Source organism: Sphingomonas sp. MS122 (assembly GCF_049532975.1).
In the GTDB taxonomy this organism is placed as follows: Bacteria; Pseudomonadota; Alphaproteobacteria; order Sphingomonadales; family Sphingomonadaceae; genus Sphingomonas.
This window is the reverse complement of the sequence record NZ_CP186695.1, coordinates 624982-648979: the sequence shown is the minus strand read 5'-3', so window position 1 is coordinate 648979 and position 23998 is coordinate 624982. Positions and strand designations below refer to the sequence as shown.

The window sequence follows — 23998 nt, the reverse complement described above, 5'->3', positions numbered from 1 at the left end:
GAAGGGGTAGGCCGCAGCGCAAGCGGAGCGCGGGCTGTCCTTTCGAACGAAACCTCTATGCCCGACTTATTGCTCCCCGGCTTCGAGACTAGCTTTCCGACCACGGGAATCCCGCGGGAAGACCTCCCAAATCCGATGGGGTAACAGATGATCCTCACGCTCGAAAACCGATCCTCGTCGCTGGTCCGCGCCACGCTGATCTATCTGATCGACGGGATGATCGCGGCGGTTTCGCTGGTGGCCGCGATCAGCCTTCGCGTCGGCTCGTTGCGCGCCGGCCAGATATTGGAGGAGCACCGCGCGACCCTGCCCCTGTTCGTCGCCGTCGCGCTCGTCACCTTCGTCGCGATGCGGCTGCACCGGCGGGTATGGCGTTATTCCTCGACCGATGAGATCTTCGAGATCATCAGGGCGGCGAGCATCGCCGTCTTTGCCTATGTCGCGCTGCTCATCGTGATCGGAGCCGCCGGGTGGCTGCCGCGCTCGATCCCTGTCATCCAGTGGCTCGTGCTGGTGGTGCTGATGGGCGGCGCCCGCATGGCGCGGCGGCTTGCAGCGGAATATCTGGGCGGTCGCTTCCATCCGCCCGCGGCGGCGGCGAGCCCGGAAAGCATGAAGCGTTCGGCGCTGCTGTTCGGGTCGAGCGACGATATCGAGCAGCTCCTGCGCCAGCTCGAACGCGAACCCGATGCGGCGTTCCGCGCGGTCGGCATCCTCGACGAGGCCGGCGCACATACCGGCGCGCGCGTGCGCGGCGTCCCCGTGATGGGACGGCCGGCGGACCTGTCGCGCGTGGTCGGCAGCCTCGTCGCCACGGACGAGCGCCCGGCTTGCCTGATCTTCGCCGGTCCGGTCGAGCGGCTGCAGCGGATGGCGATGGTCGACGTCATCGCACAGGCGCAGAGCCTCGAGCTGGAGATCGCCTATCGCCCGGGTTTCGTCGGCTTCGCGCCCGAGCCCGGCGCCAGCCTCGACTTCCGCTTCCTCAACGTCGCGGACCTTCTGGGCCGGCCACAGGCGCCGCTCGACGGCCGCGTCGTCGCGGGCATGATCAGCGGTCGACGGATCCTCGTCACCGGCGCCGGCGGCACGATCGGGCGCGAACTCGTGCGCCAGATCGCCGAATTCGCGCCGGCGCAGCTCGTGCTGCTCGATGCGAACGAGTTCAACCTCTACGACGTCGATCTCGAGCTGCGCGAGAGCCACCCGTTCGTCGCGCGCGCGCCAGTGCTCTGCTCGATCCGTCAGCGCAAGCAACTGATGCAGGTCTTCGCCGAGCATCGCCCCGAGCTGGTTTTCCATGCCGCGGCGCTCAAGCATGTGCCGCTGGTCGAGATGCACCCTTCCGCCGGCGTGCAGACCAATGTGCTGGGCACGCGCAACGTGGCCGATGCGGCGCGCCGATACGGGGTGCGGGCGATGGTGCAGGTGTCGACCGACAAGGCGGTCAATCCGGTCGGGTTCATGGGCGTGACCAAGCGGCTCGGTGAACTCTACTGTCAGGCGCTGGACATGGCGAGCCGGGGCGATCCTGCCGCGCCGCGCTTCATCACCGTGCGTTTCGGCAATGTGCTCGGGTCGAGCGGGTCGCTGATCCCGCTGTTCCAGCGCCAGCTGAGCCGGGGCGGACCGCTCACCGTCACCCATCCGGAGATCGAGCGCTTCTTCATGACCGTGCACGAGGCGGTCCAGCTGATCCTGCAGAGCGCGTCGCGCGGGTTGCGCGACGGCATGCACCATGGCCGCATCTTCGTGCTCGACATGGGCGATCCGATCCGCGTGATCGATATCGCACGGCGAATGATCCGCCTCGCCGGGCTCGATCCCGAGATCGATGTCGGGATCGACATCATCGGGCTGCGGCCGGGGGAGAAGCTCTACGAGGAGCTGTTCGACATCGAGGAGGCGCGGCTGCCGTCCTCGATCCCGGGTGTGTTCGAGGCGGAGCCGCGGCCGATCCCGCTGCGGACGCTGAACGCGGCGTTCGACCAGCTCGAGCGGGCGAGCGACGACGCCGACGACGGCGCCTGCCTCGCGATCGCGACGGGCCTGCTCGACCGGAAGGCGGCGCTGCCGGTCGAGCTGACGGCGATCCCGGCGAGCCGCGCGAAGGTGGCGGCACATGGCTGAGGCCGCCATGTCCGCCGCCGCCGAGCGGCATTCCGCCGCCCTTACGACCGCGCGGTCCGGTCCCATTCGCTCGCGCTGGCCAGTCTATGACGAGGACGAGATCGCCGCCGTCACCGCCGTGCTGCGCAGCGGCCAGGTGAACGCGCTGCATCATGGCGAGCGGACGCGCGCCTTCGAGCAAGCGTTCGCCGAACGCTGCCGCGCGGCCCATGGCATCGCGGTGGCGAACGGCACGCTGGCGCTGGAGCTGGCGCTGCGCGCGCTCGGCGTCGGCAAAGGGCATGAGGTGGTCGTGCCCGCGCGCAGCTTCATGGCCTCGGCGAGCTGCGTCGCCGCAGTGGGCGCGACGCCGGTCTTTGCCGACGTCGATCCCGACTCGCAGACGATCAATCCGCACACGATCGCCGCAGCGCTCACCCCGCGCACGCGCGCGGTCATCGTCGTGCACCTCGCCGGCTGGCCCGCGCCGATGCAGGAGATCATGGTGCTTGCCCGCGCGATGGGGCTGCTGGTGATCGAGGATTGCGCGCAGGCGCATGGCGCGACACACGACGGGGCGCCGGTCGGATCGTGCAGCGATGCCGCCGCCTTCTCCTTCTGCACCGACAAGATCATCTCGACCGGCGGCGAGGGCGGCATGCTGGTGCTGCACGACACCGCGGTGTGGGAGCGCGCCTGGGCGTACAAGGATCACGGCAAGTCGCCGCATGCCGGTGCGGCGATGGGTCCGCCGGGCACTTTCCGCTGGTTGCACGGAACTCTCGGCAGCAACTATCGCGCGACCGAGATGCAGTCGGCGATCGGGTTGTGCCAGCTCGTCAAGCTCGACTCGTGGATCGCGGCGCGCCAGCGCAACGCACGCATCCTCAACGCCGCGCTGGCGCCGCTGGCGGCGGTGCGACTGACCTTGCCGTCGTCGAACGTCCACCACGCCTATTACAAATATTATGCCTTCGTGCATCCCGAGCGGCTGGCGCGGGGCTGGACGCGCGATCGCATCGTCGGCGAGTGCATCGCCGCCGGCGTGCCGTGCGGCACCGGCAGCTGCCCCGAAATCTATCGCGAGCAAGCCTTTGTCGGTAGCCCGTCCGTACCGTTGAATCCGCTGCCCGTTTCCCGAAGGTTGGGGGAGACCAGCCTGATGCTGCCGGTCGATCCGACGCTCGACGCCGACACCGTCGAGCGGATGGGGGCGATCGTCGCATCGGTGATGGAACGCGCCACCGCCTGAGGTGGGGTTTGAATTCTGGGGGCCTGAATGGATTCACCGCCGCTTCCGCAGCTGATCGTGATCGGCGCCGCCAAGGCTGCGACGACATGGATCGCCCACCAGCTCCGCACCCGGCCCGATGTGTGCATGCCGGGCCCCGAGCCGCATTATTTCAGCCGCGAGTTCGACCGCGGCGAAGACTGGTACCGTTCGCTGTTCGCGGGCGCCCGGCCGGGCCAGCTGGTCGCGGAGAAGTCGGCGGATTATCTCGCTCATCCCGAAGCACCCGCCCGGATCGCGGCGCTGATCCCCTCGGTCAAGTTGATCGCCCAGCTGCGCAATCCGGTGGAGCGGGCCTATTCGCATTACTGCATGCTGTTCCGCCGCGGACAGATCGACGGCGATGTCGACCGGCATCTCGACGGCAAGCGCGCGATCGAGCGCCGTTTCCTGGAAGACGGGCTGTACGGCCGGCACATCCAGCGTTTCCTCGGCTATTTCCCGCAAGAACAGCTCGAGATCATTCTGCACGACGAGATCAAGAGCGATCCCGCGGCTGTGACTGCGAATCTGCTGCGCGTGCTCGGCCTGCCACCATGCATCGACGGCGAAGCGATCGAGCGGCGCGTCAACGACGGCGCATCGCCGGTCGTACCGCTCGCGTTGCGGCGGCTGCCGGCGCCGGTGAAGCGGCTCGCCGATCCGTTGCGAGGCAATCCGCTGTTCGAGCGCACAAGGCGGCTGATCGCGCGTCCCGTGCATTATCCGCCCTTGACCGACGACACGCGCAAACGGCTCGCGGACTTTTACCGCGACGATGTCGAGCAGCTCGGCCGGACGCTGGGGCGGGACCTCGGTGCCTGGACGAACCCGGCACCGGTCGCGCCATGACCTATGGCGGCATCGCTTCGCCCGTCTGGGTGATCGAGGACCAGGACCGCACGCCCTACCACCATGCGATGCTCCGGCTGGCCGGGCCGGTCCTGCTGGCTGCCGTCTTCCTCGCGCCCTATGTCACCTGGCGCATCCTGCCGCCTTATCTGTTCACCTTCAGCGATGCGCTGTTCTGCATCGCGGCCGTGCTGCTGCTCGCCGGGCGCGGGATCGCGATCCGCCCGCTGCAGGGCTGGTGGGTGCTGTGGGTGCTGGGGCTGAGTGGGCTGCTGCTCGGCTTCTTCATCGGCAGCGTCGTCAATGGCGACCCGCTGCGCTGGATCATCGTCGCGGGGCAGTATGGCTTCGCCTTCGCCCTGCTGCCCGCGCTCATGCTGCGCGAGCACCGGCGGGCGCTGGTCGCGGCCGCTCTGGCGCTGGTGGCGGGCGTTACCGCGATGGAGCTGTTCGGGTTCGCCGTCTACCACGCGACGGGCGCTTCCTATGAGCAGGCCAAGCGCTTCGGCTTCGAGTTCATCACCGGCGCGCATCGGCTCGGCGCATTCATGGCCGACGCCAACTGGAACGCCGCGATGATCGCGATGACGACGCCGTTCGTCCTCTATCTCGCGCGGATCGGGCGGCTGAACATGGTCCTCGCCTTCGCCGTGCTCGGCGTGCTCGGCTCGGGCCTGCTGCTGTCGGGATCGTTCACCGGATTCACCAGCGCAGCGATTGGCATCCTGGCGTTCCTGCTCCTCGACTGGGGCAAGCGATCGATCGGCATGCTGCTCGGTATCCTGGCGCTCGGCGGCACGATCCTCGCCACCGGCGTCGCGCTTCCGACGGCGTTCCAGAACCGCGTGGCGATCGCACTCGAGGCGGGGGACATCAGCCGGGCGGGCACCTTTGCGGGCCGGATGGAGCTGGTCGAGGAAGCCTGGCGCATCGTCGGCGACACCACGGTCGTGGGGCTCGGCGTCGACCAGTATCGCGTCGTCAGCGCCGATCGGGCGCCAGTGCACAATATCTACCTGCTCGCCTGGGCCGAGGGCGGACTGCTGTCGCTGATCGGCTGGCTGCTGATGATGCTGGTGCCGCTGTCGATCGCCATCCGCAGCTTCGCCCAGGACCGCGCGGCGGCGGCGCTGGTCGTCGCGGTGACACTGCCGTTCCTGATCTTCTCCAACGCCGCGCCCCATATGTACGCGCGCAGCTGGGTGGTGCCGCTGATCCTCGCGCTCGGGATCGCGCTGACGCGTCCCTCTACCGAGGTCGTGGCCGTCCGCCAGGGCTAACCCATTTGGGGCGTCCGCTGCCCACCATGCGTTCCCCAACGGACAGGTCGAACCCGGTAAACTCGCGTCATTGCCCTGCAACCAGGAAGGGGGAACTGCCGTGAACCGCCGAACGCTGTTGAGTGGCATCTGCGCGTTGCCCGTGGCCGCATGCTCAAGCGCCTATTCCGATCTGCCGGTCGCGAGCGCGGGTTCGACCACGCGCTACACGCTGGGACCAGGCGACTCGATCAAGGTCGCGGTCTATGGCTTCGATGCGATGGCCGGGAGCTACATCGTCAGCGATGCCGGCACCATCTCGCTGCCGATGCTGAGCACGCTCCAGGTCGCCGGCAAGTCGGCGCCCGAGCTCGAGACCGAGATCGCGAGCGTGCTGCGCACGCGCGACTTGGCGCCCAATGCCAATGTCAGCGTGCAGGTGGAGAAATACCGTCCCTTCTACATCCTCGGCGAGGTCCAGCGGCCCGGCCAATATCCCTATGTGCCCGGTATGACGGTGCTCACCGCGGTCTCGATTGCCGGCGGCTACACCTTCCGCGCCAACAAGAAAGTTGCCAGCGTCGACCGGCTGACCGGGACCGCGCGGAGCAAGGCGCGGCTGGACGCCGACTCGCAGGTACTGCCCGGCGACACCATCGTCGTTCCCGAAGCCTGGTTCTGAGGGGCTGGTCATGGCCCGGCGCCAGACCGCCCCGGCGACGCGATCGTGCCGGGCGCTGCCTCTGATCGCGGTTGCCCTGGCCGGGACTTCGCCTCTTGGCGCGCAGGAGGCCCGCCGCGGCGCCTCGCCGCTCGATCTCGCGCGCCCGGGATATGAGCGCCGTCCGATCCGCGTCGGCCCGGCCGAGATGCGGATCGATGTCGACATCACCGCGACCTACGACACCAATGTCTACTCGACCTCGCAGGACGAGATCGACGACATCGCGCTGATCGCGCGCCCGCGGGCCGCGATCGACTGGCAGTCCGCCAATGCCGAGCTGCATGGCGAGGTCTATGCCGACACCCGGCGCTATCTCGACCAGGGACGGGAAAGCGCGACCAGCTTCGGCGCCGCGGTGTCCGGGCGGATGGCGCCGGCGCGCAACCACAGCCTCTCGACCGAGCTGCGCTTCGACCGCGCGGTGGAGAACCGCGCCGATCCCGAAGCGCGCGCGAGCATCCTGCTGCCCCCGCGCAAGATCAACATCCTGGCCAGCGAGGTCGGCTATGCGCTCAGCGGCACGCGCATCGGCCTCAGCCTGACCGCAGGCGTGCAGAAGTTCGACTTCCTCGATCCGGCGGAGAACGACCGCAACTTCACGATGCTGCGCGGCTCGGCGCGCGCCACCTGGCACCCGGCGGCGCCCGTCTCCTTCTTCGTCGAGGGATATGCGAACCGGCGGAATTTCCGCACCGCGTTCGATATCAGTGGCATCAACCGCGATGCCACCACCTATGGCGTGCTCGCAGGCGTCAGCCGCGAAGTCAGCGCACGGCTCCGCGGGCGGATCGGCGCCGGGGTGTTCCGTTTCGATCCCGATGACGGCGCGCTCGACGGCTATACCGGCTTCGCGCTCAGCGGCGACCTCACTTGGAACCCGCGCGTCCGTACCGCGGTGACCGCGCAGATCTTCCGCGGCGACGTCGCCACCGCGCGCGCCGGGGCCACCGGGCGCACCGACACGCGCGTCGCGGTGACCGTGAGCCAGGAAGCCTATCACAATGTGCTGCTCCATGGCCGGGCAGGGTGGACGCAGAGCCGGTATCGCGGGCCGGGCGCGGACAGGCTGAACAGTTGGAGCCTGGCGGCCGAGGGCGAGTATCTCGTCAACCGGACTTTCTCGCTCTTCGCCGGGATCAACTACGCGCGGCGCACGGCGCGCGATCCGCTGGACGAATATTCCCGCGCGCAAGTTCAGGCCGGGGTGCGCGTGCGCTTTTGAAGACGATGATGACATTGAGCTCCCATGACAGATCCTTCTTCCGGCTGGCGCGGCCCGCCGCGATGATGCTGACGGTTGCCCTGTCCTGCTCGGTGACCGCGTCGTGCAAGGCGGCGGAGGACGAACCGATCGTCGAACGTCCGCTTGCGGGCGTGACGCAGGCGGACCGGCTGGCGTTCCCGGGAGCGGAAGGGCATGGCCGCTTCGCGCGCGGCGGCCGCGACGGGCGGATCATTCCGGTGACGACACTCGCCGACGAGGGGCCCGGCTCGCTGCGCGCGTGCATCGAGGCATCGGGGCCGCGGGTCTGTGTATTCCGCGTCGGCGGCGTGATCCGCTATGTCCGCGAACGGCCGATCATCGTACACCCCAATCTCACCATCGCCGGCGAGACCGCGCCGGGCGACGGCATCCTGCTCACCCATTCGGGCGGGAAGCTCGCTTTCACACCCTTCGTCGTCAAGAACACTCACGACGTCGTGGTGCGCCATATCCGCGTGCGCACCGACCTTCCGGGCGAGCAGCGTGGCGCCAACAGCGCGTTCATCATCGAGAACAGCCGCAACGTGATCCTCGACCATGTCAGCGCCTCCTGGGCGCTCGACGAGAATGTCGGCGGCTATGCGCAGAATGACGCGATCACCATCTCCTGGTCGATCTTCGCCGAGGGCGTGCCGCGCCACGACAAGTGCGCGCTGCTCGCGAGCGACCCCAAGGGTCCGCAGCAGCTCAGCTTCGTCCGCAACCTCTGCGCGCACAATGGCGACCGCAATCCGGACGTTAACTTCCCGCCGGGATCGTGCGTCGAGGTGGTCAACAACGTGCTCTACAATGCGAGCTCGCAATTCACCGAGGTGTGGGAAAGCTATGGCGGCACCCCGGCGAACATCGTCGGCAACTACTATAAGCAGGGCCCAAGCACGGCCGGGCGCGCCTATGCGATCGACCGGCCGCTCGTCGGCTCGACCGGACGGGCGCGCATCTACCAGGCCGGCAACGTGATCGACGGTGATCGCGTCGTCTTCGCCCCGATCGCGCAGGAGGTGTTCGTCGCCACGCCGGTCTGCCCGCTCCGGAGCGCGGTGCTCGATGCGCGCGCGGCCTATGCCCAGGTGCTCGGCGGGGCGGGCGCCTTTCCGCGCGATGCGGTCGATGTGCGGATCACGGAGGAGGTCCGCTCGCGCACCGGCAAGATCGGGCGCGACAACCGCATTCTTCCGGCGCTGCGCACGGGTAGATCCTATGCCGATGCGGATGGGGACGGCATGTCCGACGCGTGGGAGCGCCACCGCCGGCTCGATCCGGCACGGAACGATGCCTGGGGCGATGCGGACGGCAACGGCTGGGCCAATCTCGAGGAGTTCCTGAACTATGCCCATGAGACGCGACTCGCCGGACGCACGCTGCGCTAGGTGACGGTCAGCCGGCGAGTTCCATCACCAGCGCCTCGACCTCGGATCCCGACCCAAAGCGATCGACGACCGACAGTCGCCGCGCCTCGTCCATCCGGAACAGCGTGCCGCGGTGATCGGACGCGCCATGCGTCCGCAGGACCAGCAGCCATGCCCCCGGACCGGAGAGATAGGCGATCGTGTTGGCAACGGCCTCGCGCAGTGTGTCCGGCTCGAAATAATGGCGGTTGAGCAGGTTCGCCGCGCGCACCAGGTCGAATCGCGCGACGAAGGCCGGGTTCCGGCGCGTGATGTCGTCTTCGTGCCAGCGGAACGCGCCGGCCTGCCGCAGCCGCGGGCTGAGGAGTGCCACTTCCTCGCCTTCGCCCGCCGCTGCGCGCGCCATGGCGGGCTCGCGCAGCCGCCGTTCGACGAGCGCGCGCAGGACGGTCATCCCGGTCCAGCGGTCGAGCCGCCGCTCCCATGGGCGGACTGCTCGCCCGAGCACCTCATATTGCAGCACATGGCCGTCGGGCTCCACGAGGGCGCGACAGCCATAGGGGAGCGCGACCAGCCGCGCCCGCACCGATCGGTCGGTGCCCGTAACCTCCGCCGCATGGCCGGCTTTGCGCAGGGCCTCGATCAGTTCGAGCGTGGTGACGCCGGAGGAGATGCCGAGATCGAGGACGGCGCCGAGCGGGCTGTCATAAGCCGCGAGGGTTGCGATCAGGGCTTTGTCGACCCCCGCGAGGCGCGACGGCTCGGTGCGCTTGAAGGTGTTGTTCGCGGTCTTGAGCAGGCCGAAGAAACGCGCCTCGTCGCGGGCGGTGACCCGTTCCGGTGGGGCGGCGAAGAATGAGCTGGCACGATCCACGGCGGCTTGGGCTCCAGGCGGCGCCCGGCAGGCGGCCGGGTTCGCGTCCCGCTCTAGCACCAGCTCCGGCGATGATGGGGGGGACGGTGGGAGTAATCCTCCTGCCCACCCGCACGTTCGGGCAGTTCGGGCTATCCATTGGCGGCATATTGGGCGGGACGATCATGATGCTGAGGACTGCGTTCCGGGAAGCCGCCGAGGTTCGCGACGTGACATCGCCCGATACGCCCGACCGCGCGTGGCGCATCGCGGCGTGGGCGGTCGGCGCCCTGTGTCTGCTCGCGCTGTTCGCGCGCATCATGACCTATCCGCTGCAGCATGACGAACAATTCTATGTGTCGGCCGGCGTCCTGTTCGGTGAGTATCCGCTCTATCCGGGAATCGGGTTCACGCATTTTCCCAACATCGCCCTTCTCTATGCGAGCGCCTTCGCGCTGTTCGGGGACGCGCATTATCTGCTCATCGGCCGGCTTCTGACCTTCATGGCATGGATCGCAAGTTGCGCCGCGCTGGTGCTCATCGCGCGCGCCTATGTGCGAAGCGCGCTGATCGGCGGGCTGATGATCGTGTTGCTCGTCCTCAATCCGATGTTCCTCAACGCGACCGGGATGACGGCGACCAACAATTTCCTGCCGGTGCCGTTCATGCTGTTCGGCCTCTATCTGTTTCTGCGCGCCGTCGACCGCAGCCGGCCTGCGCCGGTGCTTGCGCTGGCCAGCGGATTGCTTCTCGCCGTGGCGGCAGGGTTCAAAGCCAATTACCTGCCGCTGCTGGTCCCGTTCGCGATCGCCGTGCTGCTGGTGCCCCCGGGCCTGCCGCTGCGCATCCGGCTGGTGCGCGTGGCGTTGCCGATGCTGATCGGCGGAATCATCGGCGGGCTCCCCGTCCTGATCTACGCGCTGGGCGATCCCGAGGGTTTCATCGCGCATGTGTTCAGCGCGCATCGCGGGCCGCAGCTCGGCTATTGGGCGGCGCATCCCGACCCTGCCGACCCGAAGGTGATCGGCATCGCGGGCAAGCTGCTGCTGGCACATCGGCTGTGGTTGTCCGGCGTACCGATGCTCATGCTCGTCCTGCTGCTGTCGTTTCTCACGATCGCCTTCGTGCGGCGCGAAACGCTGGTGTTGCGCTGGCCGCACTTGCTCCTCGCTGCCCTCGCGGTGGTCGGCGCAGCCATCTCCTTCGTGCCGACACCCTCGTTTCCGCAATATTTCACGCCGCCGCTGCCCTTCGCGATCGTGCTGATCGGCCTGTTGTTCGGCGCGCTCGACCTTCCGGGCCGCAATCTCGCGCGCCCGCTGGTGGCGGCGGTGCTGACGCTGGCCGTGATCACCGGTGCGCCGCTGCTGCTGCCCTCGCTCATTGGGATCGCCAATCCCGGACAATGGACGGGCATCCGTGTGGCGCGGGACGGTGCGGCGATCGCCGCGCTCGTGCGGCAGCAGGGAGGCGCGGGTCCAGTAGCGACCCTCTCGCCAATTCATGCGCAGGAGGGGCGTCTGCCGGTCTACCCGCATTTCGCGTCGGGCCAGTTCCAAGTCCGAGCCGCACCATGGGTGCCTCGGGACGAGCGGCGTCACTACGACTATTTCATTACGCCCGATACGATCCCCGCGTTGCTCGCCGCGCAACCGCCGGCCGCGGTCCTGACCGGGATGGAAGGGAATGCCGATGCGGCGTTGGATGCGTTCGCCCGGGAGCGAGGCTATCGCATGATCCCGCTCGATTTGCGCAAGGTCGAGGATGGCGAGCGGGTTCGTCTGTACTTGCCCCGCTGATCAGCCGCGCATCTCGTCGCGCCCCCCTTCGCCCACGGCGCGCAGCGGATGCGGTCCGGCGCACCCGATCTCCACCTCGACGATCGGTCGCGGCCGCCCTTTGACCTGCCGGAAGATGCGGCCGAGATACTCGCCGATGATGCCGAGGAAGATCGCGTTGAGCGTGATGCCGAGCAGGAGCAGCATCGTTGTCGTCGCGAAGCCGGCCGGCCAGCTCTGTCCGAAGACGAGGCGCCCGGCGAGATAGACCAGGGTCAGGACGAAGGTGCAGATGCCGACCGTAAGCCCGGTGATCGAGGCGACGCGCAGCGGCATCAGCGAATGGTTGAGCAGCCCGTCGAGCGCGAGGCCCAGCATCTTGCTGAGCGGGAACTTGCTCTGCCCCGCGACGCGCGCCTCGCGGTCATAGGGCAGTCCGACTTGCGAGAACCCCATCGCGCTGATCAGGCCGCGCAGATAGGGACTGGTATCGTCGACCTTGCGCAGCTCGGCCAGGATGCACGCGTCGACAAGGCGGAACTCGCCCGCGTCGCGGGGCAGCTCGTCATCGCTGAGCGCCTGCATCCCGGCATAGAAGATGCGCCGCAGCCGGGTCGTCACCGGGCCGTCGGGCAGCGCCCGGCGCACGCCATAGACGACCTGATGACCCTCGCGCCACAGCGCCAGCATCTCGGGGATCAGCCTGGGGGGATCCTGGAGGTCGCAATCGATCTGGACGGCACAGGCGCCGCGCGCGCGCTGGTAACCGACGAGCAGCGAGCGCTCATAACCGTTGTTGCGCGAGAAGCGCACGACGCGCACCCGCGGGTCGGCGCCGGCGATCCGCCGCAGGATCGCGAAGGTCGCGTCGGTCGAATGATTGTCGGTGAAGATCAGCTCCAGCGCATGGCCGGGCAGCGCCTCGAACACCGCCGTGATCTCGCGATAGGCGCGCTCGACCGTGGCCTCCTCGTTGAAGGCCGGCACGATCACAGAGACCAGCGTGGGGGCGGTCATGCGACGACCTCCTCGAGCGACCGGGCAGTGCGCGCGATCCCTTCCGCCAGCGGCGTTCGTGCGCGCCAGCCGAGTAGCAATGCAGCCCGGTCCGGGGAGCCGTACACCGCATCCAGGCCGGCGGTTGGGGTGTTCGTTGGCTCGAACCTCACCCGGTCGGCGGGGGCGCCGATAACCTCCAGCACGATCTTGACGATCTCCCGCACCGTCCGCACGCGCCCGCTCGCCAGGTTGAGGATCGTCCCGCCTGGCAGGCCGGAGCAGGCCATTGCGCGAAGCGCGGCGACGATGTCGTCGACGAACACCATGTCGCGCCGGTCGTCCGGCCGGTGCACGGTAAAGGTCGTGCCCGAGAAGCAATGGCGCAGCAAAGCAGGCAGCAGGAACTGCTCTGACTGGTTGGGCCCATAGGTCAAGGCGAGCCGAGCGGTGAGGATGCCGAAGTGCAGCCGGGGTTGCACGATCGCACAATAATGCGTGCCGGCAACCATCGCCGCGGTGTAGACGGTGCGCGGCTCCTCGCGCCGCGTCTCGCGCGGCGGCGTCGGCTGGTTGCCATATTCCGCGAGCGAACCGGAACGGACCATCGCGCGGATCGCGGGGCTCTCCGCGGCAGCCGCGAGCAGCACCATCAGCTGGTCGAGGTCGCGGGTTGTCGCCGGGCTCTCCACCGGGTCCGGCGTCGCGGCGTCGCGTCCTGTGGCGCTCGCCAAGTGATAAACCAGTGTCGGATTGGCGTGCGCTAGGCAACGCTGTACCTGATGCAGGTCCGCGAGATCGACCTCGTGCACCTCCGCTTCCGGCCTGATTCGCTCGGGGTGCGCTGGACCGCCCGGCCGGACCAGCAGATGCACTTCGTCGCCGCTCGCGAGATGGCTTGCCGCCAGATGCGAGGCGATGAAACCAGCACCGCCTGTAATCAACACGCGCTCGGGCATCGATGGGCCTCCGCTTCAGCTGACGAGCACGGGCTCGGGCAGCGGTACGAGGAAGCGGCCGCCGCGCGCCACGAAATCCGACTGCTGTTCGCGGATCTCGTCGAAGAAGTTCCAGGCGAGCACCATCAGGACGTCGGGTTTTTCGTCGGCGATGGCATCGACGGACTTGACCGAAATTTTCATGCCCGGCGAGTAGAGGCCATGCTTCAGGGGATTGCGGTCCACCAGGAAGTCGAGCCTGTCGGGGCCGATCTCGAAATAGTTGAGCAGCGTGTTGCCCTTTGCCGGCGCACCATAGCCGGCGATTTTCTTGCCCTGCGCCTTCAGATCGTCGAGAATCGCGAGCAGGCGGACCCGAACGGTCTCGACCCGTTCGGCGAACCGCTCATAGGTTTCCGGCTCGAGCATGCCTGCGGCAAGTTCCTCGTCGAGCATCGCCTGGACCTCTGGCGTGGGTTCGACCGAACCCTTCTTGCGGAAGAAGACGCGCATCGAACCGCCATGAATGGGCAGGCGGTGCACATCGGTCACGTCGAGATCGAAGAATTCGCCGAGTTTCACCATCGATAACAGGCTGAATTCGGAGACATGCTCCTGATAGACGGTGTCGAACTCGTTGCGCTCGAGCAGTTCCTTGGCCCAGGGGACTTCCACCACGAAGACACCGTCCTCCGCCAGCAGGCGGATGACGCCTTCCATGAAGCTATGCAGGTCGCCGATGTGGTTGAAGGTGTTGGTGGTGACGATCACCTTCGCGCGGCCATGCGCATTGCGTACCTCATCGGCGGTGTTCGGATCGAAATAGGCGACATGTACATCGACCCCGCGTTCGGCTGCGGTCTTGGCGAGGTTAGCGGCGGGATCGATGCCCAGCGTCCTCTGCCCGCGCGCATTGCACGCGGCCAGCAGCAGCCCGTCGTTGCATCCGATATCGACGATCAGCCCGTCCTCCGCCGCTTCTCCAAGCACATCGGCCAGCACGCCGAAATGCCGGTGCATCGTCGTCGCGCCCGAGGGGACGTAGAGATAGTGGCGGAAGAAATCGGCTGGGATCTGGTCGGCGATCTCGATCAGCCCGCAATTCAGGCAAACCTCGGTGTTCAGCGAAAAGGTCGGCTGATCCTCGTCATACTCCTCGGGACGGACGAACATGTTTGCCGGCGGGTGCTGGCCCATTGGCAGGAACAGGAATGGCATGGGTGCAAGGCAGGTGCGGCAATGCTGCAGTCGTTTCATTTCATATCCCCTTTCGATGGTTACGCCACGCGGGCAGCCGGCGAGACCTGGTGTTTGGCGAAGTCGCGGAAGGTCGCGTGGATATGCTCGACCTGCGCGTCGCCGAGGCCATGGTGGCAGGCGAGCAGGATCCCACCGCGCGTCACGGTGTCCGCCGCTGGGTAGCCGCGCGGATCGACCTCGGCCTTCACATTCTCCATCGCCGGCTGGCGAAGGATGTTGCCAGTGAACACCACGCGCGTCTGGATGTCCGCTCGCTCGAACCAGATCTGCAGCTCGCGCCGGGTGAATGGGGCGTCCGGGCGGAGCGTCAGCGGGAAGGCGAGCCAGCCGGTGCGCGCCTCGGGCAGCTGGCGTGGGAGGATGAACCAGTCCCCATAGTCCGCGAAGAAGGCGAGATGCCGCGCGAAATTGCGCTCGCGCAGCGTGATGTTGTCCGCGAGCTTGTCGAGCTGGACCAGCCCGAAGGCGGCGCCCATCTCCGACGGCTCGAAATTATAGCCGAGCTCCTCGAACAGGAATTTGGCGTCATAGGGGATATCGCCCAATCTCGCGTCGAACCGGCATTCGATCGCTTCGGATTCGACGAACAGCGAGGAGGAACGGCCCCAGGACCGCATCAGCACCCCGCGCTGCGCCAGCGCCTCGTCGTTGACGCACAGCATGCCGCCATTGCCCGCCGCGTTGACCACGTGCGAGCCGTAGAAGCTGGTCGTGCTGATGTCCGATCGCGTGCCGGTGCTCGCCCCGCGCAGCGTGGCGCCGAGCGTATCCGCGCTGTCCTCGATCACTACCAGGCCATGCCGGTCGGCGATCGCGCGCAGCCGGTCCCAGTCGGGGAGGTTGCCGATCAGCGAGGGAATCATCATCGCGCGGGTGCGCGGCGTGATCATCGCTTCGATCGCGTCCTCGTCGATATTGTAGGTCCCCTCGCGCACGTCGACGAAGGCGGGCACCAGCCCGTTGCGCACGAGCGGCGCGACCGTGGTGGCGAAGGTGAGCGCGGGGGTGATCACCTCGCTGCCGGGCGGCAGGCGCAGCAGCTCGACCGCGAGATAATTCGCCGACGAGCCCGAATTGACCATGATCCCGTGCCGCTTGGCGAACAGCGCGGCGACGCGTGCCTCCATCGCGCGGACATTGGCACCCATCTGGGTGGACGTGCGCAACACGTTGACGACGGCGGCGATCTCCGCCTCGCCATGGACGCTCTGGCCATAGTTCACGCGCATGCGGCAGCGACTCCGAAGACTGGATCGAAGGATGTTCCCATCGGTCGCATTTGACCGATGCCGAGGACGTAGCGGTCGATCTGGCGCTCGCTGAGCGCGCGCAGCCTGCGGTTCCCGTCGAGCGCTGCCGAATACCATTCGACCGTCAATGCGACCGCGTCCTCCAGCGTCAGGCGCGGGCGCCAGCCCAGCAGGGTTCGCGCCTTGGTGCTGTCGAGGCGCAGGACCCGGGCTTCGGGCGGTGAATCGCCGGCGTCGCCGAACAGGAATTTGGGACCTCTGGGACCCCAGGCGGTTTCGAGCAGCCCGGCGAGAGTCCCGACATCCACGGCCGCCTCGCAGTCCGGCCCGAAATTCCAGCCGCCTTCGAGGCCGCGGTCGCCTTCAACGAGGCCGGCGGCGAGCATCAGATAGCCGGCGAGCGGATCGAGCACATGCTGCCACGGCCGCACGCTGTTGGGATTGCGGATCTGCACCGGCTTGCCGGCTTCGACCGCGCGGACGATGTCCGGCACCAGCCGGTCGGTCGCCCAGTCGCCGCCGCCGAACACGTTGCCCGCGCGCACCGTGGCGAGCACCGGGCTGCCGGGCTCGCGGAAGAAGGAACGGCGATAGGCCTCGACCACCAACTCGGCACAGCCTTTGGACACGCTGTAGGGATCGCTCCCCCCCATCCGGTCGGTCTCGCGATAGCCCCAGGGCCAGCCGCGATTCTCGTAGCATTTGTCGCTGGTGACGACGATCACGCCCTTGAGTTGTGCAAAGCGGCGTGCGGCTTCGAGCACCACCGCGGTGCCGATGACGTTGGTCTGCAGCGTCTCGACGGGCGCGGCATAGGAGGGACGGACCAGCGCCTGCGCCGCCAAGTGGATGACGAGCTGCGGATCGCAGTCCTCGACCGTGCGGAGAAAGGCCGCCTCGTCGCGGATGTCGCAGACCCGGTGGTCGACCAGGTCTGCGACGCCGGCAGCCTCGAAGAAGCTGGGTTCGCGGTCGCTCGGGAGCAGCGCGACCGCGGTGATGTCGGCGCCCAGCCGCCGTAGCCACAACGCTAGCCAGCCACCCTTGAAGCCGGTGTGACCGGTCAAGAGTATCCGGCGGCCTGCCAGCGCGCGGCTCAGCCGGCCTTCGTCGAACCGCGCGTCACGCATGTGCATGCGCTCCTGTCGGCGCGGGGGCGAGCCGCCGTGGGGCAGGGGGACTTTCAGCCCATGGCGGAGATCCGGCTACACAGAGTTGGTTGAGATGGTCCCGGTCCCGGATCGTGTCCATCGGATGCCAGAACCCGGTATGCTTGTACGCGAACAGCTCGCCGTCCCGGGCGAGGCGGCTGAGCGGTGCCTGCTCGAGCGGTTCCTCGTCGCCTTCCAGATAGTCGAGCACGCCTGGCTCGAACACGAAGAAGCCTCCGTTGATCCAGGTCTCGTGCTTGCGCACCTTCTCGGTGAACTCGGCGACGCGCGATCCTTCGAGCTCGAGATTGCCGAACCGCGCCGGCGGTTGCACCGCGGTGACCGTGGCGAGCTTGCCGTGCGAACGGTGGAACGCCAGCAGTGCCCCGATGTCGATATCGCCTACCCCGTCGGAGTAGGTGACCATGAAGGTCCCGCCTTCCAGCCAGTCGCGAAGCCGCAGCAGGCGGCCGCCGGTCATGGTGAGTTCGCCGGTGTCGACCACCGATACGTTCCAGTCGAGCGAGCGGCATTGCCGCAGCGCCACCCGACCATTGCCGATCGCGACGGTGAAGTCGTTGGTCATGAAGTGAAGATCGTGGAAGAACTTCTTCATGAGCAGCATCTTGTAGCCGCACGCGACGACGAAGTCGGTCAGGCCATGCTGCGCATAGATGTCCATCACGTGCAGGATGATCGGCTTGCCGCCGACCTCCACCATCGGCTTGGGCACGCGAACGGTCTCTTCCGAGAGGCGTGAACCCAGTCCTCCTGCCAACAACACGACCTGCATCCGCCCGCTCCTCGCACGCCAGATTCGCATGCACAGACTAGGCGCGCCGCGGCGCGAAGCGATTCGGGCATGGGGGTTATCCCCGCGCTCAATCGTGGTAGGCGGCGTCCAGACGATAGAGGCGCGCCGCATTGCCGCCGAAGATCGCGTCACGGTCCTGCTGGACGATGCCGGGCAGCAACTGGCCGGCGATTTCAAACCATTGCGCGTAATCGCCGGCGAGGCGAAGCACCGGCCAGTCGCTCCCCCAGATCAGGCGATCGGCGCCGAAGCAGGCGAGCAGATGGCGGACATAGGGCGCGAGATCGTCGGGCGTCCAGCCGGCCGCGGCCTCGGTCGTGAGACCCGACAGCTTGCAGCTGACATTGGCACGCGTGGCGAGATCGCGGATTTGCGTTGCCCAGGGTTCGAGCCGCCCCGCCGCGATCGGCGGTTTCGCGCCATGATCGACGATGATCACGAGCGAGGGCCAGGTATCGGCGAGCGCGGCGATATCGGGGAGATGCACCGGACGGATCAACGCATCGAACGCCAGTCCCGCCTCGGCCATCGCGGCGAGCGCGGGCGCGGCGGCGGGGTCGAGGATCCAGCCGGGCGGCAGGTCCTGCAGCATCGGGCGCAGGCCGCGCAGCTTGGGACGCGCGGCGAGCGCGGCGATCCGCGCCGGGGCATCGCGCGCGCGCACGTCGCACCAGCCGACCACGGCCGCGACCGACGGCTCGTTCGCGGCAAGATCGAGCAGCCAGTCGGTATCGGCGTCGGCGGGCTGCGACTGGACGGCGATGGTGCGGGCGATGCCGAGCGGCGCCAGCTCGGGCGCGAGATCGGCGGGCAGGAAGTCGCGGTGGATCGCGGACAGATCGGGCGTCGGCCATTCATGCCCGTTGCGGCCGATCCGCCAATAATGCTGGTGCGCGTCGATTCGCATCCTAGACTTCGACGATCGCTTTGATGACTCTGGCCTCGGGACGCATCCAGCCTTCGATCATGTCGGGCAGCCGGGCGAGCGGCGCGCTGTGCGTGTGCATCGCGCCGACCGGGACGGCGCCGGCGCGGATCGCGGCGATCACTGCCTCGAAATCGGCGATGGTGGCGTTGCGGCTGCCCATCAAGGTCATCTCGCGCTTGTGGAATTCGGGATCGCTGAAGCGGATGTCGGCGGCGACGATCGAGACCAGAACATAAGTGCCGCCATGCGCGACATGCGCGAAGCCGGCCTCGATCGCCGTGGGGCTCCCGGTGGCGTCGAACACCGCGCTGAACCCGTCGTCTTCGGTCAGCGCCGCGACTCGCGCGGGCACGTCCTCGTCGAGCGTGATGATCGCGGACGCGCCGAGCCGCTCGACGCAGAAGCGGGCGCGCGCGCGGTTGCCGTCGAGCACGGTGACCTCGGCGCCGCGTTGTGCCGCGAACAGCGTGACGGCCATGCCGATCGGTCCCGCGCCCGCGACCAGCACGCGCCGGCCGGGATCGAGCGCGGCGCGCTCGACCGCGTGGCGGCCGATCGCCAGGAATTCGACCATCGCGGCTTGATCGAGCGTGAGGCCCGCGGCGTCGATCACGAAGCGCGCATCGACCGCGAGATACTCGGCGAGCCCGCCGTCGCGGTGCACACCGAGCACCTGGATGTTGACGCAGCAATTGGTCTTGCCGCGGCGGCAGGCGATGCACGTACCGCATGAGAGGTAGGGCATGACGCAGACGATCTGGCCCGCCGCGAAGCGGCCGCCTTCGTCGCCCTCGATCACCTCGCCGGCCAGCTCATGCCCCATCACCCTCGGATAGGCGAGATAGGGCTGGGTGCCGCGGAAGATGTGATAGTCGGTGCCGCACATGCCGACGCGGCGGATGCGCAGCAGCACCTCGCCTGCAAGGCGTTCGGGCCGGGGGCGAGCGACGAGCGAGAGCGTGCCGGGCTGCTCGCAGACGATCGCTTGCATGGTCATGCAAGAGTCGCCGGTTTGCGTGCGGACAGGGCGAAGAGCAGGATCACCGCGAAGGCGGCGGCGGGAACGAGCATCGCGGTGGCGATGCCGGCGCGGTCCGAGACCAGCCCCATCAGTGCGGTGAGCCCCGCGCCGCCGATGATCGCCATGATGATCAGCGACGACCCCCATTTGCGCAGCGGCCCCAGTCCCTCGACTCCCAGCGCGAAGATGGTCGGGAACTGGATCGACATGAAGAAGCTCGCGGCAACCAGCGCGTAGAGCCCGGCCTGTCCTCCGACCAACCCGGCGACCGCACTAAGCGCAAGCGCAATCGTGGCGAAGGCGGCGAGCAGCGGCGCGGGGGCGATGCGGCTCATCAGCGTGGTGCCCACGAAACGGCCGATCGCGAACAGCACGAGGCTGACGAACAGCATGTCGGCGGCGGCATGCTCGCCCATCCCGGGCACGTTCGCCTGGGCATAGCGGATCGTGTAGCTCCAGATCCCGACCTGCGCGCCGACATAGAAGAATTGCGCGAGCGTGGCGAAGAGCAGGCGCGGCTTGCCGAACAGCTCGGAGAAGCGGCGGCCCCGCGTTTCGCCATCGTCGAACGTCTCGCCCTCGGGGAAGCGGACGACGATCGCGGCAGCGGCGAAGGCGAGCACGACGAGGCCGAGCACGAGGTACGGCCCCTGCACCGCCAGCACCTCGGCACGGTAGAAGGCGAGGCGCTGCGCCTCGCCCATCGCTGCGAGCGCGGCCTCGTCGTGCTCGATGCCGGAGAGGATGAAATGGCGGCCGATGAGGATGCCGCTGATCGCGCCGAGCGGGTTGGCCGCCTGCGCCCAGTTGATCCGCCGCGCGGCGCCCGCCGGGTCGCCGAGCTCGGTCATCAGCGGGTTGGCCGAGGTTTCGAGAAAGGCGAGCCCCGCGGCGATCACGAACAGGGCGGCGAGGAACAGAGCGTACTCGCTGGCCAGCGCGGCCGGGTAGAAGAGCAGCGCGCCGCAGCCATATAGCAGCAATCCGGTGACGATCGCGGCCTTGTACCCCTTGGCGCGCATCAGCAGCGAGGCAGGGATCGCGAGCAGGAAATAACCGAGGTAAAAGACCTGCTGAACGAAGCTCGTGCCGAAATCCGAGAGCACGAACGCCTTCTTGAACTGCGCGATGAGGATATCGTTGAGGTTGTTTGCGACCCCCCACAGAAAGAACAGGCTGACCGTCAGCGCGATCGCGGGGAGGTAGTTGGGTCGGGGCTGGCCGGGTGATGCGGATGCCATGTCGCGTCTCTCCTTCAGTCCAGCGCACGGTCGAGATGAGTGTAGCCGCCGTCGACGAAGACCCATTGGCCGGTGGTGTGGCTGGCGCGGTCCGACAGCAGGAAGACCGTGGTGTCGGCGATCTCGCGGTCGGCGGTCATGCGCTTGCCGAGCGGGATGCGCGCGGTGATCTGGTCGAGCTTGGCCTGGGGATCGTCGAAGGTCGCGATCCAGCTCTGGTAGAGCGGGGTCATCACCTCGGCCGGGATCACCGCGTTGACGCGGATGCCGTCGGGCAGCAGCGCCGCCGCCCATTCGCGGGTAAGGCCGAGCTGCGCCGCCTTGGCCGCGACATAGCCGCTGGTGCCGCCCTGTCCCGTGACCGCGGTCTTGGACGAGACATTGACGATCGCGCCGCGGCTCATGCGCAGGTGGGGCAGGCAGTGATGCGCCATGCCGTAATAGTGTCCGAGGTTGCTCGTGACCGAAGCGAGGAAGGCGGCGGTGCCGGCTTCGAGTCCGACGCCGTCATTCGTACCGGCGTTGTTGACCAGGCCGTGGATGCCGCGGCCCTGCGCGGCGATCTGCGCCACCGCGGCGGCGCAGGCGGCATCGTCGGTGACGTCGGTCTGGATGAAGATCGTCTCGGGCTTGAGCGCGCGGATCGCGGCCTCGAACTCGGGCTTGAGCGGGCTGCGACCGATGATCGCCGGGATCGCGCCCTCCTCGGCCAGCACTGTCGAGATCGCACCGCCGATGCCAGCGCCGCCGCCGGTGACGATCACCACCTTGTCGTCGAGCCCGAGCTTCATGCCGCCTGCTCCGCTGCGCGATGGCGATGGCGTTCGATCGATTCCGGCTTCATCTCGATCGAGAAGCCCGGGCGGACCGGTGGCATGTAGGCGGCATCGCGGATCACGCAGGGATCGACGAAATGCTCGTGGAGATGGTCGACATATTCGATCACGCGGCCCTCCATCGTGCCTGCGATCGCGACATAGTCGATCATCGCGAGGTGCTGGACATACTCGCACAGGCCCACGCCACCGGCGTGGGGGCAGACGGGGAGACCGTATTTCTCGGCTATGAGGAGGATCGCCAGGATTTCGTTGACTCCACCCACTCGGCACGCGTCGATCTGCACCACGTCGATCGCGCCGGCCATGATGAACTGCTTGAACAGGATGCGGTTCTGGCACATCTCGCCGGTCGCGACCCGGACCGGGGCGATGCCGCGGCGGATCGCGGCGTGGCCCAATATGTCGTCGGGACTTGTCGGCTCCTCGATGAACCAGGGATCGGCGAAGGCCAGCGCCTTGACCCACTCGATCGCCTGATCGACCTCCCAGATCTGGTTGGCGTCGATCATCAGCCGCACGTCGGGGCCGATCGCCTCGCGCGCGATGCGCAGGCGGCGGATATCGTCGTCGAGGTCGCGGCCGACCTTGAGCTTGATGTGGCGATAGCCCGCCGCCACCGCCTCCTGCGCGAGGCGGCGCAGCTTGTCGTCGGGATAGCCGAGCCAGCCGGCCGAGGTGGTGTAGCAGGGATAGCCCCGCGCCTCGAGCCGGGCGATGCGATCGGCCTTGCCCGGCGCGCGCGCGCGCAGCATCGCCAGCGCCTCATCGGGCGTGATGCAGTCGGTCAAATAGCGGAAGTCGATCGCGCCGACGATCTGCTCGGGGCTCATGTCGGCGACGAGCCGCCACAGCGGCTTGCCCTCGGCCTTGGCCCACAGGTCCCATACGGCATTGACCACGGCGCCGGTGGCGAGGTGGATCGCGCCCTTGTCCGGCCCGATCCAGCGCAGCTGGCTGTCGGCGGTGAGGTGGCGCCAGAACCGCGCGGGATCGTCGCGCACCCAGTCGAGATCGAGCCCGACGACGAGGTGCCGCATCGCCTCGATCGCGGCGACGCAGATGTCGTTGCCGCGGCCGATGGTGAAGGTGAGGCCGTGCCCCTCCAGCCCGGGCGTGTCGGTCTCGAGCACGACATAGGCGGCGGAATAGTCGGGATCGGGGTTCATCGCGTCAGACCCGTCGAGCGCCTGGCTGGTCGGGAATCGGATGTCGGCGGTGCGCAGGCCAGTGATGCGAGTCATGGAGAGCTATATTCCGGAATTGCTTTCATATATGAAAGTCGCCTATGGATGGAGCGATGGCCAGTTCCGACAATGCCGATGCGTCCACGCCGCGCATCTACACCGCGCCCGCGCTCGAGAAGGGGATCGACATCCTCGAATTGCTCGCGGCGCAGCCCGACGGGCTGACGATCACCGAGATGGCACAGCGGCTCGGGCGTTCGATCAGCGAGATCTTCCGCGTGATCGTGGTGATGGAGCGGCGGCGCTGGCTGCGCAAGGACCTCGCCAGCGACCGCTACAGCGTCACCTATCGCATGCTCGACGTCGCCTTTCGCGCCACGCCGGCGCAGTCGCTCAGCCATGTCGCGGCGCCCGTGATGCACGAGCTGGCGATCGCCACCAACCAGTCCTGCCACCTGGTGGTGCGCGGCGAGGAGTTCGGGCTGGTCGTGCAGCGGCAGGAGAATATCGGCTCGGTCGGCTTCGGCATGCGGCTCGGCGCGACGATCGATCTGGTCACGAGCTGCTCGGGGCATGTCCTGCTCGCCTTCGCGGCGGCGGAGCGGCGCGGAGCGATTGTCGAGGCGCTGACCGGCAGCGACACGGCGCTGCGCGATCGGCTGGGCCAGCGGCTGGAGGTGGTGCGCATGCAGGGCTACGAGATGCAGCCGAGCGCGCGGACCTCGGGCGTCACCGACATCAGCTATCCCGTGTTCGGCATCGACGGGCAGGTCGCCGCGGCGCTGACCATCCCGTTCCTGGTGATGATCGACGGGTCGCAGCGCACCACGCTCGAGGAGACCCGGCTGCTGCTGCGCGACGCCGTACTGCGCATCTCGACCGGGCTCGGCTGGACGCCGGAGAGCGCGGCCTAGCCCA

Annotated in this window: 21 protein-coding genes; 9 read left to right on the top strand and 12 right to left on the bottom strand. The window is 68.0% G+C overall.

All coding sequences use genetic code 11. The features are described from left to right. Positions 1-147 precede the first annotated feature (147 nt). From ACO227_RS03050 to ACO227_RS03020, 7 genes are all read left to right on the top strand, one after another. Positions 148-2130, top strand: a complete 1983-nt coding sequence (locus ACO227_RS03050; RefSeq protein WP_423605173.1) for a polysaccharide biosynthesis protein — start codon at positions 148-150, stop codon at positions 2128-2130. Continuing rightward, positions 2123-3361 carry a DegT/DnrJ/EryC1/StrS family aminotransferase gene (locus ACO227_RS03045; protein WP_423605171.1) on the top strand — a complete coding sequence of 413 codons (1239 nt, stop codon included), beginning with the start codon at positions 2123-2125 and terminating at the stop codon, positions 3359-3361. The genes ACO227_RS03050 and ACO227_RS03045 overlap by 8 nt, the downstream gene beginning before the upstream one ends. A gap of 27 nt (positions 3362-3388) precedes the next feature. Next, a complete protein-coding gene (locus ACO227_RS03040; RefSeq protein WP_423605169.1) occupies positions 3389-4231 on the top strand; it encodes a sulfotransferase in 843 nt (280 codons plus the stop codon). Continuing rightward, positions 4228-5511: an O-antigen ligase family protein gene (locus tag ACO227_RS03035; RefSeq protein WP_423605168.1), complete on the top strand. Its 1284-nt coding sequence runs from the start codon at positions 4228-4230 to the stop codon at positions 5509-5511. Before ACO227_RS03040 ends, ACO227_RS03035 begins: the two co-directional genes overlap by 4 nt. 100 nt (positions 5512-5611) lie before the next feature. Further along, positions 5612-6172 (top strand): polysaccharide biosynthesis/export family protein, encoded by a 561-nt coding sequence (locus tag ACO227_RS03030; RefSeq protein WP_423605167.1) that lies wholly within the window; start codon positions 5612-5614, stop codon positions 6170-6172. 10 nt (positions 6173-6182) lie between these two features. Next, the gene (locus ACO227_RS03025) at positions 6183-7436 is read left to right on the top strand and encodes an outer membrane beta-barrel protein (RefSeq protein WP_423605165.1); all 1254 of its coding nucleotides are present in this window, start codon (positions 6183-6185) and stop codon (positions 7434-7436) included. Positions 7437-7498: 62 nt separating this feature from the next. Further along, positions 7499-8848: a pectate lyase family protein gene (locus tag ACO227_RS03020; protein ID WP_423605163.1), complete on the top strand. Its 1350-nt coding sequence runs from the start codon at positions 7499-7501 to the stop codon at positions 8846-8848. A 7-nt stretch (positions 8849-8855) separates the two neighbouring features. Here ACO227_RS03020 and ACO227_RS03015 read toward each other — a convergent pair whose 3' ends face one another. Then, positions 8856-9701: a hypothetical protein gene (locus ACO227_RS03015; protein WP_423605161.1), complete on the bottom strand. Its 846-nt coding sequence runs from the start codon at positions 9699-9701 to the stop codon at positions 8856-8858. Here ACO227_RS03015 and ACO227_RS03010 point away from each other — a divergent pair. Beyond that, entirely contained in the window at positions 9683-11479 is a 1797-nt protein-coding gene (locus ACO227_RS03010; RefSeq protein ID WP_423605159.1) for a hypothetical protein, read from the top strand. The two genes, ACO227_RS03015 and ACO227_RS03010, sit on opposite strands and share 19 nt — an antisense overlap. On the opposite strand, the gene ACO227_RS03005 is transcribed toward ACO227_RS03010, so the two are convergent. From ACO227_RS03005 to ACO227_RS02955, 11 genes are all read right to left on the bottom strand, one after another. Next, the gene (locus ACO227_RS03005) at positions 11480-12475 is read right to left on the bottom strand and encodes a glycosyltransferase family 2 protein (RefSeq protein ID WP_423605157.1); all 996 of its coding nucleotides are present in this window, start codon (positions 12473-12475) and stop codon (positions 11480-11482) included. Continuing rightward, positions 12472-13413, bottom strand: a complete 942-nt coding sequence (locus ACO227_RS03000; protein WP_423605155.1) for an NAD-dependent epimerase/dehydratase family protein — start codon at positions 13411-13413, stop codon at positions 12472-12474. Before ACO227_RS03000 ends, ACO227_RS03005 begins: the two co-directional genes overlap by 4 nt. A 15-nt stretch (positions 13414-13428) precedes the next feature. Next, entirely contained in the window at positions 13429-14649 is a 1221-nt protein-coding gene (locus ACO227_RS02995) for a methyltransferase domain-containing protein (RefSeq protein WP_423605154.1), read from the bottom strand. 20 nt (positions 14650-14669) lie between these two features. Then, positions 14670-15881, bottom strand: coding sequence for a DegT/DnrJ/EryC1/StrS family aminotransferase (locus tag ACO227_RS02990; RefSeq protein ID WP_423605153.1), 1212 nt, complete (start codon positions 15879-15881; stop codon positions 14670-14672). Then, positions 15872-17032 (bottom strand): CDP-glucose 4,6-dehydratase, encoded by a 1161-nt coding sequence (rfbG, locus tag ACO227_RS02985; RefSeq protein ID WP_423605151.1) that lies wholly within the window; start codon positions 17030-17032, stop codon positions 15872-15874. The genes ACO227_RS02990 and rfbG overlap by 10 nt, the downstream gene beginning before the upstream one ends. Beyond that, positions 17025-17786 carry a glucose-1-phosphate cytidylyltransferase gene (locus tag ACO227_RS02980; RefSeq protein ID WP_423605149.1) on the bottom strand — a complete coding sequence of 254 codons (762 nt, stop codon included), beginning with the start codon at positions 17784-17786 and terminating at the stop codon, positions 17025-17027. Before ACO227_RS02980 ends, rfbG begins: the two co-directional genes overlap by 8 nt. A 148-nt stretch (positions 17787-17934) precedes the next feature. Further along, positions 17935-18774 (bottom strand): amidohydrolase family protein, encoded by an 840-nt coding sequence (locus ACO227_RS02975; RefSeq protein WP_423605147.1) that lies wholly within the window; start codon positions 18772-18774, stop codon positions 17935-17937. A 1-nt stretch (position 18775) separates the two neighbouring features. Continuing rightward, a complete protein-coding gene (locus tag ACO227_RS02970; RefSeq protein ID WP_423605146.1) occupies positions 18776-19792 on the bottom strand; it encodes a zinc-binding alcohol dehydrogenase family protein in 1017 nt (338 codons plus the stop codon). Then, a complete protein-coding gene (fucP, locus tag ACO227_RS02965) occupies positions 19789-21057 on the bottom strand; it encodes an L-fucose:H+ symporter permease (RefSeq protein ID WP_423605144.1) in 1269 nt (422 codons plus the stop codon). The genes ACO227_RS02970 and fucP overlap by 4 nt, the downstream gene beginning before the upstream one ends. A gap of 14 nt (positions 21058-21071) precedes the next feature. Further along, the gene (locus tag ACO227_RS02960) at positions 21072-21848 is read right to left on the bottom strand and encodes an SDR family oxidoreductase (protein WP_423605142.1); all 777 of its coding nucleotides are present in this window, start codon (positions 21846-21848) and stop codon (positions 21072-21074) included. Continuing rightward, complete coding sequence (locus tag ACO227_RS02955; protein ID WP_423605140.1) at positions 21845-23137, bottom strand: L-fuconate dehydratase; 1293 nt, start codon at positions 23135-23137, stop codon at positions 21845-21847. Before ACO227_RS02955 ends, ACO227_RS02960 begins: the two co-directional genes overlap by 4 nt. Positions 23138-23193: 56 nt before the next feature. On the opposite strand from ACO227_RS02955, the gene ACO227_RS02950 reads away from it, so the two are divergent. Then, a complete protein-coding gene (locus ACO227_RS02950; protein ID WP_423605139.1) occupies positions 23194-23994 on the top strand; it encodes an IclR family transcriptional regulator in 801 nt (266 codons plus the stop codon). The last annotated feature ends 4 nt before the right edge of the window (positions 23995-23998 follow it).

Excerpts from the sequence above, each read along its gene's own strand:
- ACO227_RS03050 (WP_423605173.1), top strand. The coding sequence starts at position 148 with ATGATCCTCACGCTCGAAAACCGATCCTCGTCGCTGGTCCGCGCCACG.
- ACO227_RS03045 (WP_423605171.1), top strand. The coding sequence starts at position 2,123 with ATGGCTGAGGCCGCCATGTCCGCCGCCGCCGAGCGGCATTCCGCCGCC.
- ACO227_RS03040 (WP_423605169.1), top strand. The coding sequence starts at position 3,389 with ATGGATTCACCGCCGCTTCCGCAGCTGATCGTGATCGGCGCCGCCAAG.
- ACO227_RS03035 (WP_423605168.1), top strand. The coding sequence starts at position 4,228 with ATGACCTATGGCGGCATCGCTTCGCCCGTCTGGGTGATCGAGGACCAG.
- ACO227_RS03025 (WP_423605165.1), top strand. The coding sequence starts at position 6,183 with ATGGCCCGGCGCCAGACCGCCCCGGCGACGCGATCGTGCCGGGCGCTG.
- ACO227_RS03020 (WP_423605163.1), top strand. The coding sequence starts at position 7,499 with ATGATGCTGACGGTTGCCCTGTCCTGCTCGGTGACCGCGTCGTGCAAG.
- ACO227_RS03010 (WP_423605159.1), top strand. The coding sequence starts at position 9,683 with ATGAGCTGGCACGATCCACGGCGGCTTGGGCTCCAGGCGGCGCCCGGC.
- ACO227_RS03005 (WP_423605157.1), bottom strand. The coding sequence starts at position 12,475 with ATGACCGCCCCCACGCTGGTCTCTGTGATCGTGCCGGCCTTCAACGAG.
- ACO227_RS03000 (WP_423605155.1), bottom strand. The coding sequence starts at position 13,413 with ATGCCCGAGCGCGTGTTGATTACAGGCGGTGCTGGTTTCATCGCCTCG.
- ACO227_RS02995 (WP_423605154.1), bottom strand. The coding sequence starts at position 14,649 with ATGAAACGACTGCAGCATTGCCGCACCTGCCTTGCACCCATGCCATTC.
- ACO227_RS02990 (WP_423605153.1), bottom strand. The coding sequence starts at position 15,881 with ATGCGCGTGAACTATGGCCAGAGCGTCCATGGCGAGGCGGAGATCGCC.
- rfbG (WP_423605151.1), bottom strand. The coding sequence starts at position 17,032 with ATGCGTGACGCGCGGTTCGACGAAGGCCGGCTGAGCCGCGCGCTGGCA.
- ACO227_RS02975 (WP_423605147.1), bottom strand. The coding sequence starts at position 18,774 with ATGCGAATCGACGCGCACCAGCATTATTGGCGGATCGGCCGCAACGGG.
- ACO227_RS02970 (WP_423605146.1), bottom strand. The coding sequence starts at position 19,792 with ATGACCATGCAAGCGATCGTCTGCGAGCAGCCCGGCACGCTCTCGCTC.
- fucP (WP_423605144.1), bottom strand. The coding sequence starts at position 21,057 with ATGGCATCCGCATCACCCGGCCAGCCCCGACCCAACTACCTCCCCGCG.
- ACO227_RS02960 (WP_423605142.1), bottom strand. The coding sequence starts at position 21,848 with ATGAAGCTCGGGCTCGACGACAAGGTGGTGATCGTCACCGGCGGCGGC.
- ACO227_RS02955 (WP_423605140.1), bottom strand. The coding sequence starts at position 23,137 with ATGACTCGCATCACTGGCCTGCGCACCGCCGACATCCGATTCCCGACC.
- ACO227_RS02950 (WP_423605139.1), top strand. The coding sequence starts at position 23,194 with ATGGCCAGTTCCGACAATGCCGATGCGTCCACGCCGCGCATCTACACC.